At 33.9% G+C, this 16,385-nt stretch carries 9 protein-coding genes and 1 tRNA gene; 4 read left to right on the top strand and 6 right to left on the bottom strand.

Annotated features, from left to right (window positions below; all coding sequences use genetic code 11):
* Positions 1-201: 201 nt before the first annotated feature.
* The 3 genes from AAGD20_RS04795 to grxC all read right to left on the bottom strand — a co-directional run bounded on the left by AAGD20_RS04795 (position 202) and on the right by grxC (position 2,644).
* The gene (locus AAGD20_RS04795; protein ID WP_341748656.1) at positions 202-1,203 is read right to left on the bottom strand and encodes an N-acetylmuramoyl-L-alanine amidase; all 1,002 of its coding nucleotides are present in this window, start codon (positions 1,201-1,203) and stop codon (positions 202-204) included.
* 744 nt (positions 1,204-1,947) lie between these two features.
* Positions 1,948-2,024: transfer RNA gene (locus tag AAGD20_RS04790), tRNA-His, on the bottom strand.
* A 350-nt stretch (positions 2,025-2,374) separates the two neighbouring features.
* A complete protein-coding gene (grxC, locus tag AAGD20_RS04785; protein ID WP_094649417.1) occupies positions 2,375-2,644 on the bottom strand; it encodes a glutaredoxin 3 in 270 nt (89 codons plus the stop codon).
* Between the two features lie 75 nt (positions 2,645-2,719).
* On the opposite strand from grxC, the gene uvrB reads away from it, so the two are divergent.
* The 4 genes from uvrB to AAGD20_RS04765 all read left to right on the top strand — a co-directional run bounded on the left by uvrB (position 2,720) and on the right by AAGD20_RS04765 (position 10,072).
* A complete protein-coding gene (gene uvrB, locus AAGD20_RS04780) occupies positions 2,720-4,708 on the top strand; it encodes an excinuclease ABC subunit UvrB (protein ID WP_341749456.1) in 1,989 nt (662 codons plus the stop codon).
* A 533-nt stretch (positions 4,709-5,241) separates the two neighbouring features.
* On the top strand, positions 5,242-5,556 hold the full coding sequence (locus tag AAGD20_RS04775) for a HigA family addiction module antitoxin (RefSeq protein WP_094649416.1): 315 nt from the start codon (positions 5,242-5,244) through the stop codon (positions 5,554-5,556).
* Between the two features lie 80 nt (positions 5,557-5,636).
* A complete protein-coding gene (locus tag AAGD20_RS04770; protein WP_410520891.1) occupies positions 5,637-9,230 on the top strand; it encodes an acyl-[ACP]--phospholipid O-acyltransferase in 3,594 nt (1,197 codons plus the stop codon).
* A gap of 32 nt (positions 9,231-9,262) precedes the next feature.
* Positions 9,263-10,072 carry a DsbA family protein gene (locus AAGD20_RS04765; protein ID WP_341748655.1) on the top strand — a complete coding sequence of 270 codons (810 nt, stop codon included), beginning with the start codon at positions 9,263-9,265 and terminating at the stop codon, positions 10,070-10,072.
* Between the two features lie 530 nt (positions 10,073-10,602).
* Here the strand turns inward: AAGD20_RS04765 and AAGD20_RS04760 are convergent.
* The 3 genes from AAGD20_RS04760 to AAGD20_RS04745 form a co-directional block, all read right to left on the bottom strand.
* Positions 10,603-12,258, bottom strand: coding sequence for a patatin-like phospholipase family protein (locus tag AAGD20_RS04760; protein ID WP_341748654.1), 1,656 nt, complete (start codon positions 12,256-12,258; stop codon positions 10,603-10,605).
* A gap of 215 nt (positions 12,259-12,473) precedes the next feature.
* Entirely contained in the window at positions 12,474-15,158 is a 2,685-nt protein-coding gene (locus AAGD20_RS04750; RefSeq protein WP_341748653.1) for a glycoside hydrolase TIM-barrel-like domain-containing protein, read from the bottom strand.
* A gap of 229 nt (positions 15,159-15,387) precedes the next feature.
* Positions 15,388-16,302 carry an RpiB/LacA/LacB family sugar-phosphate isomerase gene (locus AAGD20_RS04745; protein WP_341748652.1) on the bottom strand — a complete coding sequence of 305 codons (915 nt, stop codon included), beginning with the start codon at positions 16,300-16,302 and terminating at the stop codon, positions 15,388-15,390.
* Positions 16,303-16,385 lie beyond the last annotated feature (83 nt).

Below are 16,385 nucleotides of genomic sequence, written 5' to 3'. Positions count from 1 at the left end.
ACTTATTAAGCTATTGTTTAGCTAAACTAGTACCTATAATACCTTGATCATGATATTCCAGCAATTGCTTTCTATCAATCTGTCAATAACATTTTAAATTCGAATAAATAATTTGTTGTGCCTGGAAATTTTATCATTCCCTGATCTCTCAGCCACTCTTTGCCACAACAACACTGAAGTCGAGAAACTTAGTTGGGTTAGCTATAGCAGATCATTTAATACATTCTCACTATTTTCACTCCAAGTAGCTAATATCCCTCTGGCATCCTTATTACTAGAATTGTTCCATAATATATCCCATTGTTCTCTGAGAGCAATATTATTTAAAATATCTCCCGTATAATGTATATTAAAAGCCAACATAGCTGATATGGTGCCTTCATCTAATAGACCTAGATTTGAGTTATCTGCTTTTATAATTGGATAACCAAATTTCTCAAGTAATTTCTGTACTTCTTCAATCTTATTCCTATCTTGCTTTGTTTTATCATTATAAGATATTATAACTTTAGGGTTCTCTTTTCTTGAGACAAAAGAATAAAGTCCAAGAGATGCTTTAGCAAAGCTCTCCCAAGGGAAATATATACCAGGATCTATTTTTCTACCTGGAGCCCAATCACTATGACCTATTATTAATTTTGGATTTATTTCATATTTGGATACTAATGTTTTAACTAACTCAATACTGGCATCTATTTGCTGATCAGTAAAAGGTTCCTTACCAGAAGCAATGTGTTCAATACCAATAGACCAGCTGTTCATATCATTATCAAGTATTGAAGTCGCAATATGGGGATTAAGAGTACTATTTTCTTTTAAATTATTTGTTTCATCATCTGATCCATGAACCCCACAAAATTTTGAATTCATAAATGTTGGATCAGCTGGGTCAAGATCACTATCTGCTTCTAATTTTCCTCTACCAGCATGCCAAGCCCTATACTGATCTGGTACAAGTCGATAAATGGTACCATCAGTATTTATTACATAATGAGATGAAACATTTGATGTATTCCTGGTAAATAATGCGATAGTTTCAGCAAAATCACACTCCGTATAATGCATTACTATCCATTCAGCAGTACCATTATTCTTTCTCAAGTTATAATTATTACATTTCCCTGCCTCAGGTTTTTCTTGAGGATCAGGTGGAATTTCAAAGTTTGTACGTAAATAAGTATTATTAATATTGTTATTGCTCATATTACTATTCCTCTGGTTAAATTAGTTAAAGTATAGTCAATTTATGAGAAGCTGGTGACGTCGTTACTCGTCGCAGTCCAAATTCTCCTGAATTGACTATATTTGTTGACTTCCAATATAGCCCATGATTATTAGTATATAATATTTTATGGTTTGACTAAGGATATTAAGAGAAAATAATGTAAAAAATTGGAATAATAAATTTGAGGGAGGTAACAATATCACATCCGACAGCTTCCTAAGGGAGTTGAGACAGAAAAACTTTAATAGACCTCTTGCATAACCTAATCTAATTGGTAATTTTGTTGTCAAAACTCGTCTCCGTTCCTCACGTACATCTTAGTACGCTGCGGTACTCGATTTCGTTTTTCCTAAAAATTCCTCAATTATCTTTAGGTTATGCAAGAGGTCTAATAACTCATCTTACGCATAAACCACATGGCAATTTAAAAATTCCAGGAAAGTGCAAGATGTCATTGCGAGACCACTACGTGGTCGTGGCAATCGACATTTATTAGATTGCTTTGTCGCTACTAAAGTAGCTTCTCGCGACGCCAAGCTATTTTCTATATGACTTTTAAATGTCATGCGTAAGGTGGTTTTAAATTCCTAATGGCACTTCAGTTTGTTGTAATATGGTTAAAAATAGACTATTTTGTAGGCTAAATTTTGGGACTTTTGGAGAGAAACCAAAATAAAACCAAAATAAAAATGTTTGAGTGAAGTTGTAGAACCTCGAGAAGGTGGGGCGAATAACGGGACTTGAACCCGCGACCCTCAGATCCACAATCTGATGCTCTAACCAACTGAGCTATATCCGCCATATAATCTGTGCTAAAGTAATTTATTATCACTTGTAAGTCAAGTATATTTAACTTACCTTACGCATGGCATTTAAAAGTTATATAGAAAATAGCTTGGCGTCATTGTGAGGAGCCGCTAAAAGCGGCGACGCGGCAATCCATTTTTGTGTCACCCCTTCGTAGGTAGGGGTCTAAAGATTCCCGCCTACGCGGGAATGACAAATTAGATGTGGGAATGACAGGGTAAAAACGTCATTGAGAGAAGTGCTAAAGCACGACTAAGCAATCCATTAAGTGTGGATTGCCGCGACCACTATGTGGTCTCGCAATGACAGATAACACTACCCAATTCCCCTGAATTGACTATATTACTTCACTAATTCATCTAGTTTACCTGCTTTTTCAAGTTCATAAAGAGCGTCGCACCCACCAATATGCTTACTATTAATGAATATTTGTGGTAATGTACGTTGTCCACTAGCTTTATGCTGTAGTTCTAATCTTTGCCTCTCATTATAATTATCTACGATTATTTCTTCGTAAGATATATTTTTTTGATTAAGTAGCTTTTTGGCCTTAGTGCAATAGGGGCAATGTGTTAATGTATAAATAATGACCGTGACAAATATGTTTTTCATAAAAGTTATCCTATTTAATTGGTTATAAAACTATTATCTACATATAATAACAAACTAGCAAGTTACAAATTAATGATAAATAATTTTTCGATAGTATCTAAATATAGTCCAGCTGGCGATCAGCCAAAAGCAATTAATGAAATCATTAAGGGGCTTGAATCGGGATTGCCTTCACAAATACTTTTTGGCATTACTGGTTCCGGTAAAACCTTTACTATGGCAAATATTATTGAGAGAACCAATCGACCGTCACTTATTATGGCTCATAATAAAACGTTAGCTGCCCAAATTTATTCAGAAATGAAGGCGATTTTTCCAAATAATGCCGTTGAATATTTTGTATCATATTATGATTATTTCCAACCCGAAGCATATATTGCAAAAACCGATACTTATATAGAAAAAGATTCTTCGATAAATGAACAGATAGATTTATTAAGACACTCTGCTACTAGGTCTCTTTTAGAACGTAGGGATGTAATTGTTGTATCTTCTGTTTCTTGTATTTATGGTCTTGGTTCACCGGGTCTTTATTATCAGATGACTATAAGCCTTAAGTCTGGGGAAATTTATGCTAGAGATAAATTGCTCAGTGACCTAGTAAGCTTACAATATAAGCGTAATGATGTGGGATTTGAGCGTGGTACGTTTAGGGTAAAAGGTGATAATATTGATATATTCCCAGTACATTATAACGATAAAGCTTGGCGATTATCATTTTTTGATAATAAACTGGAATATATCAGCGAATTTGATCCGCTTACAGGTGAAAAATTAGCTAAATTGGAGCAAGCTGTGATTTATGCTAAATCGCACTTTGTAACACCTAAAGAAGTAGTACAAAACGCCATATCACAAATTGAAGAGGAGTTACAACGACGTTTAGAATTTCTTAATACACATGGTAAGTTAGTAGAAGCTCAAAGGTTAAATCAACGTACTCAATATGATATGGAAATGATGATGGAGACTGGCAGTTGTAAAGGTATTGAAAATTATTCTCGGTTTCTAACTGGTAAAGCAAATGGACAGCCACCACCAACCCTATTTGAATATTTACCTAAAGATGCTTTATTATTTGTTGATGAAAGTCACGTATCTGTTCCACAAATTAGAGCAATGTATAATGGTGATAGGGCTAGAAAAACCGTACTAGTGGAACATGGGTTTCGTCTTCCGTCAGCCTTAGATAATAGACCATTAAAATTTGAGGAATGGCAAGATTTTAGACCTCAAACGGTTTTTGTTTCAGCTACACCGGGATCTTTTGAATCGGACGAAACAGCAGGGGTTATGGTTGAGCAAATCATCAGACCCACAGGATTACTTGACCCAGAATGTATTATAAAACCAGCAACTAACCAAGTTGAAGATTTGCTAAGCGAAATTCAATCGACAATAAATAAAGGATTTCGTATCTTAGCGATAACATTAACTAAAAAAATGTCAGAAGATTTAACAAATTATCTCCAAGAACTAGGGTATAAAGTATCATATTTGCACTCTAATATTCATACTCTTGAGCGTATTGAAATCATCAAAGATTTACGCCAAGGTACTATAGATATTATTGTTGGTGTTAATCTATTACGAGAAGGTTTAGATATTCCGGAATGTGGACTTGTTGCCATACTCGATGCTGATAAAGAAGGCTTTTTACGCTCGGAAGTTTCGTTAATTCAAACTATTGGTAGAGCTGCAAGGAATAGTCAAGGAAGGGTAATACTCTATGCAGATCGTATTACCAACTCTATTGACAAGGCAGTAAGCGAGACATATAGGAGAAGAAAAATTCAAGAAGAATATAATAGACAGCATTCTATAATACCCCAAACAATTAATAATCATATCCATGCACTAATTAAATTAGAAAAACTGGATAGTAAGTTAGGTAATAAAAAACAAGCTCATATATTATTGGATAATCCAGTAAAATTAAAAGCTCATATCAATAAATTAAAAAAAGAAATGTACTCAAAAGCTAGTAATTTGGAATTTGAACAGGCAGCAAAAATACGAGATCAAATTAATACGCTAGAAGAAGCCGCTTTAGAGCTAACTTAGTTTACTCACCTTATGCATAAACCCCACAACTGTTGAAAGTTAGAAGGTAAAGAGGGTTTTAGATAGGTTTTCTGTCATTGCGAGACCACTACGTGGTCGTGGCAATCCACATTCATTAGGATTGCTTCGTCGCTACTAAAGTAGCTTCTCGCAATGACGCCAAGCTATTTTCTATATGACTTTTAAATGTCATGCGTAAGGTGAGTTAGTTTAAAGTACCTCTCTATAATGTGATGAGTTAGGGGATGAAAAAATAAGCAATATTAGACCTCTTGCATAACCTAAAGATAATTGAGGAATTTTTAGGAAAAACGAAGTCGAGTACCGCAGCGTACTAAGATGTACGTGAGGAACGGAGACGAGTTTTGACAACAAAATTACCAATTAGATTAGGTTATGCAAGAGGTCTATTATAAAAATAATGAAAACAGCTATTAGTGGAGCAAAAAAATCTGTTATATTTATAGATATAGCCGAGAATTTGACATAACTTGGTGAGTATTCACGATTATCATAAATAAAAGGTAACTTATATGTATAAAATTAATCCGGTACACCCTGGCGAAATACTTAAGACTGAATTCCTGGAACCTTTTGGTATTTCGGCTTATAGATTAGCTAAAGATATTGAAGTACCAATTAATAGAATAACAGAGATTGTAAACAAACAAAGAAATATTAGTACTGAAACTGCTCTGTTATTGGCAAAGTATTTCAGCTTATCAGATAGTTTTTGGATTAGGATACAGTCAAGATATGATGAGGCAGTTACTAAGGAAAAAATATTTAACCATCTTGCCTCTATTCATCCTTTAGTTACCATGGGGAAAAGGCATCATATACTCTAATAGGTGGTTTGAATTAGATTATTTGACATAAAGCAAGGAATTGCATACTATACCGCCATTATAATGTCTTTGGAGAAAGCATGTCATCAAATCGGTTATATTTATTTCGAGATACGCGTTTTTTGCCTATCTTCATAGTACAATTTTGTGGTTGTATGAATGATAATATACTAAAGAATGCGTTAATTATATTAATTACCTATAAACTATCTAGTCAATTGGTGGAATCAGCCCAATTACTTGTACTCGCTGCTAATACTATCTTTGTATTACCTTTTGTAATATTTGCAAGTATTGCAGGGCAAGTAGCTGATAGATATGAGCGATCAACTTTAGTTAAAATCATTAAATTATTTGAACTAATCATAGTGCTTTTTGCTACTTATGGATTTTTTGATAATAGTTTAGTAATACTGTTTTTATCTATATTGTTTATGGGTATACATTCGACATTTTTTGGACCAATCAAATATAGTGTTTTGCCAGATCATTTATACCGAGATGAGTTGTTGGGAGCTAATGGATTCGTTGAGGCGGGAACATTTATTTCCATTTTAGTTGGTACTATTATTGGAGGATACTACACTATAAGTGGCAATTTAATAATCACTATTCTGATAATGATTGCGGTAATTGGCGTTATTGCTAGTTATTTTATGCCAAAATCAAATAATTCTAATTGTGAAATTAAAATAAAATTAAATTTATTTCGCGAAAATATAGAAATGATTAAATATGCCAAATCTAAAAAGCAAGTATATTTAGCAATTCTTGGCATATCTTGGTTTTGGTTTATCAGTGCGGCAATACTTGCCCAAATTCCAGCTCTTGCTAAAAATACTTTTGGAGCAGATGAAAATGTTGCTAATTTGTTTCTTGCGACATTTTCAATTGGAGTAGGGGTTGGTTCTTTTTGGTGTAGTAAGATTTTGGGGAATGAAATTACCACGAAATATGTTTTTGTTTCAGCGATTGGTGTCAGTATATTTGGTATTGATTTATTTTTTGCCAGTCGAATTAGTGCAGTTCATTATGAACCGGAGCAATTAAAGAGTATATTTGTCTTTTTATCTAAAAAGCATAATTGGCGGATTATTATAGATTTATTTTTTATAGCTGCTATTGCAGGGTTATATATTGTTCCGCTTTTTGCAGTATTACAATATCTTAGCTCCTCAGCTCATCGTAGTAGAATAATTGCCATAAATAATTTTGCTAATGCTGTGTTTATGGCTGGGTCTACTGCAATACTTTCGTTGTTATTCTATTGGGAATATTCGATACCATCGGTTATATTATTTATTAGCATACTTAACATAGTGGTAGCTTATTATATTTATCAATTAATTCCTGAAGTAAAAATAGTACCTTTTGCTGTTAACCGAGCTATTTTAAAATTTATTTTTGATTGCATGTACAGAGTGGAAGTAAAAGGTATTGAAAATTTTTATAAAGCTGGCAAAAGATCAGTAGTTATCGCCAATCATATTTCATATCTTGATCCTGCATTACTGGCAACTTATTTACCTGAAGAAATGACTTTTGCCATTAATACAAATATGGCTAAAGTGTGGTGGGTAAAACCATTTTTAACGATGGCAAAAACTCTACCAGTTGACCCCGCTAATGCAATGGCTATAAAGAGTTTGATTAGGGAAGTGCAAAAAGATAAAAAAGTTGCTATCTTTCCCGAAGGAAGAATAAGTATTACTGGTTCCTTAATGAAGATATATGAAGGACCTGGCATGATCGCTGAAAAAGCTGATGCAACAATTTTACCTGTAAGAATAGATGGTACACAATTTACTAATTTTTCCAAACTTAAAAATATACTAAAAACACGGATATTTCCTAAGGTTACTATCACTATTTTACCACCAGTAAAGTCTCCTGCTAATCAGAATATGGATAATAGGGAAAAACGTAAATATATAGGTCAGGCTCTTTATGATATTATGACTGACATGATATTTGAAAGCTCTGATTACCAGAATACTATATTTCAGTCTCTCCTTGAAACAGCAAAAGCTTATGGTTTTAACAAAACAATAATACAAGATATTGATGATAAGTCTGTTACCTATCGTCAATTAATATTACAATCTTTTACTTTAGCAAATTTAATAAAACAGGATACAGAAGTAGCTGAATATATAGGTATTATGCTACCTAACATGGTTGAAACGATTGTTACTTTTTATGCTATGCAAGCCTGTTCCCGTCGACCGGTCATGATTGATTATATGAGTGATGTTAGCAATGTAGTGACCTCGTGCAAAACAACGTCAGTAAAAACCGTCTATACTTCAAAACAATTTGTTGAAAAAGCTGGGTTGCAAGAAATGTTGGCAAAGATCTTAGAAGTTAATATAAAAGTCATTTATCTTGAAGATTTAACAACAAGAATTACTTTATATTTAAGAATTAAGGCTATGATAGCTAGCTTTTTCCCACAGAGTTATTATAGTAATATGTGTGCTAGTTATGATGACAATGATCCGTCGGTTGTAGTATTTACTTCAGGCACTTCAGCTTCCCCTAAGGCTGTAGTATTGTCGCATAGAAACCTACAAGCTAATAGATGCCAGGTTCTAGCTAAGTTACATTTTAGTCTAGATGATTTTGCCTTTATGGCTTTACCATTATTTCACTGTTTTGGTTTATCTGGCACAATAATGATGACGCTTAACGGTATACCAGCCTTTCTTTATCCTTCTCCTTTGCATTATCGGAGTGTTCCTGAGGTAATATATGACATCGGAGCAACAATTATATTTGGTACAGATGTATTTTTATACAATTACGCCACCTGTGCTCATCCTTATGATTTTTATTCTATAAGATACGTGTTTGCCAGTAGTGAGAAACTTAGGAAAGAAACAACGCAATTATGGCTCGATAAATTTGGTATAAGAATTTTTGAAGGATATGGGGCATCTGAAACAGCTCCAATAATAGCTTGTAATACTCCCATGCATTATCGTGGTGGAAGTGTAGGTCGTTTGATGCCCAAAATAGAATATTATATTAAACCAATTAACGGAATAGAAGAGGGGGGGCAATTATTTATTAAGGGACCAAATATCATGCTTGGCTATATGCACTCTAATAATCCTGGAATTATTCATCCAACATCATCAGAAAATTTGGGTCTGGGCTGGTATGATACTGGGGATGTTGCAAAAATTGATAAAGATGGTTATCTTACCTTATTAGGTCGTGTTCAACAATTTGTTGCAATAGAAGAAGTAGTCTCGTTGGTATTAATAGAGGAATTGGCTAATATGATTGATGTTGATAGTAAAAATGTAGCTATTTGTTCTGATGATGGTATAGTCAATTCAGGGGAATTGGGTAGCAGGAGCGATGGAGCGACGCCTATAAGTAATAGGCGAGCGACGAGTGACGACGTTACCAACTTCTCATCAATTGACTATAATAAAGACAGACAAATTTTTCTCTTTACCACCAGTCAGATTATTAATAGGGAAAATTTTATAGAAATGATGGCTAAAAATTCGCTATATTCGAGACAAAATACTGAATTAACAAAATATTTGCCAGAGATTATCCATGTTAAAGAAATACCGATTCTACCAATAGGTAAAGTAAATTATTGGCAAATAACTAAAATGCTTGAAAATTATGGAAAAGCAACTAGAATGCTGGAATGAGGTAAGGAACCTATATTTAATAGAAAAGAATTATGCATAATGTTATTAGTAAAATATTATTGATTATCGTCGTTGTCCTAATAGCATTATTTGCTTATAAAACTATGAAAACTCCTAATGCTGTCTCTGCTACGGTTTCGATTAATGCTGCAGATCAGTACTCATTAGATAAAAAAGAAAACATAGAGAAAACTGAAAAAATTGTAAAAGAATATTTACTAAATAATCCTGAAGTAATAATTCAGTCAATAGAAGGTCTTCAACGACGTAAAATGCAGGAAATGGAAATAAAAACTGGTGAATATATCAGAGATAATAAATCTGAAATAGAAAATTCTCCTACATCTCCAGTACTTGGTAATTCCAATGGGGATATAATCATTGCTGCTTTTTATGATTATAATTGTGGTTATTGTAAAAAAGGTAGTTATTTTATTAATCAGTTAATTAAATCAGATACGAGCGTTAAAGTCGTTTTGCAACTATATCCACTTCTTGGTGAGGCGTCTAATTATGCAGCAGCTATTGCTTTAGCTGTTTATAAGACCACTCCTGATAAGTTTCAGGATATTCATAACGGTTTAATGGAGCTAAAACCTATCACCAAAGAATCTGTAGAAAAATTGCTTCTTGCAAATGATTTAAATATTGAAGTAATCACAGAAGAAATTAATAAGGGGGAGATACAAAAGCTTCTCGAGAAAAATGTTAAATTAGCAAAAGGTTTAAAAATACAGGGAGTTCCTGCCTATATTATTAATGGTAAATTAATTGCAGGAATGATGGATATGGAACAATTGCAAAGAATAATTGCCGATATAAAAAGCCAAAATAAATTATAATGGTATCCTAATTCAGGAGAAGTTGGTGACGTCGTTGCTCAATGCTCATAAGTGTCAGTTCTGGGTTTCCGTTGTCATTCCCGCTTCGGTGCGGAATCTAATACTACAGTTGTAGATTTAATGTGAGTGTTCACGGAAAAAAGGTTAAAGTATAAGATGTCATTGCGAGGAGGTTGCCAGACCGACGAAGCAATCCAGGAAAGTGATTAGAAATGGATTGCTTCGTTGACCTTACGGTCTCCTCGCAATGACGCTTGGTGATCAGGTTTTTTTATTCATCACAAAAAAATCGTGAATGCTCACATCTAAACTACAACTGTAGTACTAAGACCCCTGCTTACGCAGGGGTGACACCTAATTTTTTCGTCATTCCCGCTTCCCGTTGTCATTCCCGCGTAGGCGGGAATCTAAGACCCCGCACCGAAGCATGGATGACACTAAGGCAAGTAGGGATGATACAAAATGGATTGCTTCGAAAGCGGAAACCTCCTCGCAATTACACTTAGCGATCAGCTTTATAGACACCCCAATTAATACACCATATCAACATAATGTGCCACCTCTGACCCCCTTCCATCACAAGCTACTTCTTCTGCAGCACGGTATTCATCAGCACAGCTAATAGCTTCATTAATAATATTATCTTCATGTTCAAACATTGAACTGAAAAATTTAAGAAATTTATTCTGAAAATGACTAAGTTCAGATATATTGATATTTTTAAAATTGCCATCAGCAATTAAAGGCAGGTGAGCAGACAAAGCTTCAAGCTGTGCGTCATTTAATCCTTTTAAGAATACTTGCAGAACATCATATTCTTTGGGTGATAATTTCATCAAGCCTTCTTTTAAAGACTGAGCTTGTTTCTCAGTTAAGTTTATCGCTAATTTTGCTTCAAATTCTTCTGATATTACGTGAGTATTAACAGTATCCTTATCTTGTCCTTTTTTGTCAATATTATCGTTCTCTTTATCCTCGCTAAGAACACTAGACTCCTCAACACTTGCATCATGAAGTTTTAAGCTTTCCTCTCTAGCCTGGGCATTCTTAACCAATGTTGCACATAGCTTTTCAATCAATTCTTTATTATCTTCGACATATTTCTTACCAACTTCTTTTAATTTAGCTATATTAGATGGACTAACATTATCTAACTTCGTACATCCTTTTGGCAGATTAAGTACAATTTCTATAAATTGTCCATCTTCCGATAGGTCTCGCCTAACTTCATCCGTAGCATCCTTTTCATTAGCTCTCAGAATTTTATTCACCAGGTTTCCCTTAGTTACCCAACCTATCGAACCATCAAGTTTTTTTGATGGTATCTCTCTTGGTATATCCGGTGGTTCAAAATTAAGAGCACAAATTGTCGTGTTTTTTAGCATTTCTCTTTGTTGCTCAATATTTAATCCTTCTTTAAGCTTTTTTAGGATTGATGCAGCCGGACGATTAGCCCCTAACCCTCCATCAACAAAAGCAGTACCATTATCTTCGTCAATAACAGGTTTAAAATAGGTAGGAGCAGCTGCACTACAACGAGCTGCCCATTTTGCAAGAATACCTTTGTCAGCAGGGTTATCACTATCCCAAAACTTATTAGGATTATCTTCTTTACCACTTACGTCAAAAGCAGAAATAAAAGCACGAGTTACACTATCTCCCAAAGTAGTATCACCTGCATATTCTTCTAGTGCTGCTTTAAGAGGTTTTTGACTATATTGATGCTTAAATATTTTAAGAAACCCTCCTCCAAACTTTGGTGGAAAAATTTCAGCTGCTTTATTTTCAAACATCTCTAAAACTTTTTCTGCTGAAAAAAGCGGTTCTGTTGAGCCTGGTTCTTTAGGGCGTGTCAATGCAACTGTAATTATTGCACCGACACTAGTACCAGCAATACCGTCAAATAATTTAGATATAGGCATGCCTGTAATTTTTTCGATTTTTGCAAGCACAACCAACTGAGAGACTCCTTTGATCCCGCCTCCTGAGAGCGAGAGAAACATCTTTTGTAATGTTGGCATGATAACAACCTCATAAAATTTAAGTTTAATAATAAATATTATATAGCTTATTACAGCATAGTAACTATCTTGTTTAAGAAAATCAAGCAATAGATGAAATAAGTTGCTAATTATTAGATAAAAATTAATTATAGTCAATTGATGAGAAGTTGGTGACGTCGTCACTCGTCGCTCGCCTATTACTTATAGGCGTCGCTCCATCGCTCCTAGCACCAAATCCCCCTGAATTGACTATAGTTATCGTAGGCAGCCTCCTAGTTTATTATAATAGTCTTAATAAAAAATCTATCTTTAAACGTAAAATTTGTCATTTCCGCATTCCATTGTCATTCCCGCTTCGGTGCGGAATCTATATTAAATGTCATATGTAAGGTTAATCATTAATTATAGAAACCGCCATAATTTTCAACTTCATCGATAATTCCTTGTATTTCTACTGTTAAACGAGATAATTTCATGGAGATAATCCTAATTTGATATTGATAATTCCGATAATACAATAAGACAAAATCCCCCGGTTGATATTTGATAAAATTTGCCGGCATGATAAATCTTAAAATTTTAGTTTCAGTAGCAGCATTTTTTAGGATTAGCTGCCCTAATCTTTCCGCTTCCAGGCAAGATAGTATAATAGGTAGCCTTAAGACTGGAATAGCTCTATGTGAAAAATTCTCACTATTTATTTGGCAAAAACCATTATTATAATTATCACATCGATCAATAAAGTTTAGCCCTAATTTACTAATAATGCTAGTTTTAGAAATTTCCATTTGTTCTAAATAACTATTGCTTGATAATTTAACCAATATTTTTGAACTAACCTTACAGAGAGGTGAATATCCACGCTTGGTAAATTTAATTTGTTCCTGATAAGCTATGATATCAAAGAAATATATAATCCTTAGAGAGTTAATAATATCAATGCAAGATAACGCTTTATTTAATACCAACCCTTCTACCGCTTCATCAAGAGTAGATATGTCGATGTTCTTTAGTGGAATATTGCATCTATAAGACAATTCAAGAATTATTGCCGCTAAATTACAAGCCCCAAACTTATTATTCACCCAATGTCCTTTTGCCCATAAGTTACCATCTCGCCAAATATTATTATGGGGCCAAGCTGGATAAGGTCTGGCATCCCAAGTCCATAAAAACATTTGTTCGATATATTCTTGTGTTTGCCAATATTCAATAAATCCCCGTATAGCTTTACGCTGAATGGAAAAATCAACTTCACCAGTAGAATATTTTGGTACTCCGCCATCAATACATAAAGGATCAAAGAATATATTAGGTTGATTAGTTGCTTTATCAATAGAAGGGAAACCAAACTCTGTAAACCAAATTTTCTTCATTTTTGGTTGCCATTCTGTTGTTATCCCATCAGGATTGCGATGATAATTCTCCCACCAATATCTTAAATTCTTCCAAGCATAATCTTCTGATAATTGACGTTGACTATTATTGTCATCTACAAAGTAATCATATCCTTCGCCTGATTGCCAACCTTTAATGATTTCTTCTGACGAAATTCTGGAATTTACCGTTCTTGTTACAGGAAAGTAAGCATCAATACCAACAAAATCTATATATTCTGAGGCAAATAACTTATCTAAATTATACCATCCGTCTTTTGTATGGTGATATTCTGACCAATCTGCGGCATAAGTCACAAGTACATTGTCACCAACGATATTTTTAACTAATTTTGCTAGTTTTATCAGTTCCATAACAGCAGGAAAATTATTATGTTGATCTCTGATACTAGTTAAACCTATTAACTCAGACCCGATTACAAAACTATCAATATGATCCTTAACTAACTCAGCATAATGTAGAATGAAATCATTATAACCTTGATCTTTATTAAAAAAATCTACTACCGAACTTATCGAACCTGTCAAATGACCCCGCCATGGCTTTTGCCAAATATCCAGAAAAAACATTGGATAAAACATGATTTTAAAGTTTCTACGTTTTAATTCCTGTAAGTAACGTATGATACTCGCATCATTGACTGTACCACCATATTTAGGGAAGTTATCTGCATCTCGTGATACTAATCTTGCCGTATCACGTGAATATTTACCAACTTGCCATTGTTCTGAGTATTGGGTATGCGGATCATTAAATTCTACGGCAGGTTTGATAATACAATTTTTAATATCCAAACTATCGCCAAACCAGCATACAACTGGTGCAACCCATTTGATATTAGGACATATAATTTTCATTTGATCCAGACTATAAACACTATCAGCAATGTTATGATAATTATTGGAATTTATTGGTTTTTTACTGATGATACCCCCCAAAGAATTGGTAATGGTTTTATACTGTATTAGGCAATCATAAACAAATTCCCCTGAACCTGGGATAATGTCAATCGCCTCAACCAAATCTTCTACGCTCTTGCCTTCAATATTATCAGGAATATTAGCCTTTCTGGTTACTTCAAAGGAGAAATTTGGTATAGAATTATTAAAATCAGCTAATGGTAGCTCTTCAAATACCGCGTAGCTTAACCCACGGAAAGCTGGTACTTGCCCTTGAGGATCAGTTGCAGCAATTAAAGGATCGGCTATTTGCTCTTCTGACCCTAAATAAAGCCTGAATGTATATTGTTCAAGATTGAGCAACTGATCATTAGCCCATACTCTACTAATTTCAGCAATTTCACCTTCACATATGCCAACTGCAAAGGATAAATAATATTCGCATTCTGTTAAATTATGGATGGCGGCAGTTCCCTGAGTATCTGATACGCCTGGCTGTGCAACGCTGGTAATCTGCACTTCCTTAATTTGGTTTGCCCAAATTATTTTACCATTGACCCTTGCTGTACCAAAAACTAACGCTATTGGATGTCCATAAACGGCTTTTGATAGAACAAAACTTTCCCTAATATTTTTAAAATGATAATATTCCTCGGGTTGATGATTTAAATATTCTAAATAATCACCTAATGTCTTACCTGCAAATCGTCCAATAGTTGATAATATACCTCCACCAAAAACACCACCTATGCTACTTCCTATGTTACCTAGAATCTGACCAAACATATTAATATCTTATATTTTTTAGTTAATATAAGATACTATATCACATAATATCTCTGCACTAAGTGTATCGACTCATTTAATTTATATTTTTTTGTTAAAACTAAAATTTATCTCTTAACCCCTTACATACATCAATTGACTATAACGACTCATTAAGAGCTTGTAGATTAGCTTTACTAAACATCGCTCGATCAGCTATAAAGCATACATCCTCTATATTATCTTATTTTTATGCATTTAGGATTTGTGAGAAAATATCCATCTTTGAACCTTGCTCAACATAATTTTTTATAATAGTTTTTAGACTTTCTGGCAGAATAACTATATTATCAATTTGGTCTATGGGCTTCCAAATGAAACTATGGAATTTATGATCCATTGCTACAGGTGGATGAGATAAATCTAACCCCTTAATATCAATATTATATACAATATTTAATTCATGATAAATTGATCCTTTACGCTTCCAACTGCATTCCAATATACCGGCAAACTCTGATTCCTCTATCTCTAGATTCATTTCTTCCCATATTTCTCGTTTCAAAGCTTGTAAAGATGGTTCATTATATTCAACATGTCCACCTGGCAAGAAAAAAATATTTGGTGGAAAATTTGGATTATCAGATGTAGCAGTAGTAAGCAATATGTGATTATTATGAATAATTATTCCACGTACTATTACATTGATACCAGTATCAATGTGTTTTGTTTGTGATAATTCTAATTTTTGTACACATGCTGTATGCTTTTCACCAGTGAAGTTTTCTGTAACAAATTTTTCAATTATATCCTGAGATTCTTCTAAAGAGGAGTTTTGGCTACCTAAACATACAACATTTGCATTAAGCTTTTGCCTAGTTTGTATAGAGTCTTCCGTTGATCGTGATATAATTGCCCTTATATGGGTAAATCTATTGAGTGCAATAGCTACTTCTTGACCACTCTCGCATATCATCACCCCTATGTCTTCTGTATTTCGGAGCCTATCTGCTAACAATCTAGAAATATCAACATAATCTAGTGGAGAATCATCATCAATACCTAAATCCTCAGATTCAAAACCACTTAAATTATGCTGATCTATCAGAGCTTTACGCAATTCTATGCCACGATAATCGCTAGCATATACCAACTTTCTACTCATTACAAATTCTCCTAGTACTACAGTTGTAGTTTAGATGTGAGCATTCACGATTTTTTTGCTATTTTTTTGTGATGAATAAAAAA

This window comes from Candidatus Tisiphia endosymbiont of Sialis lutaria (assembly GCF_964026535.1).
Lineage (GTDB): Bacteria > Pseudomonadota > Alphaproteobacteria > Rickettsiales > Rickettsiaceae > Tisiphia.
The sequence above is the reverse complement of the archived record's forward strand: the minus strand, read 5'-3'. Positions and strand labels throughout refer to the sequence as shown.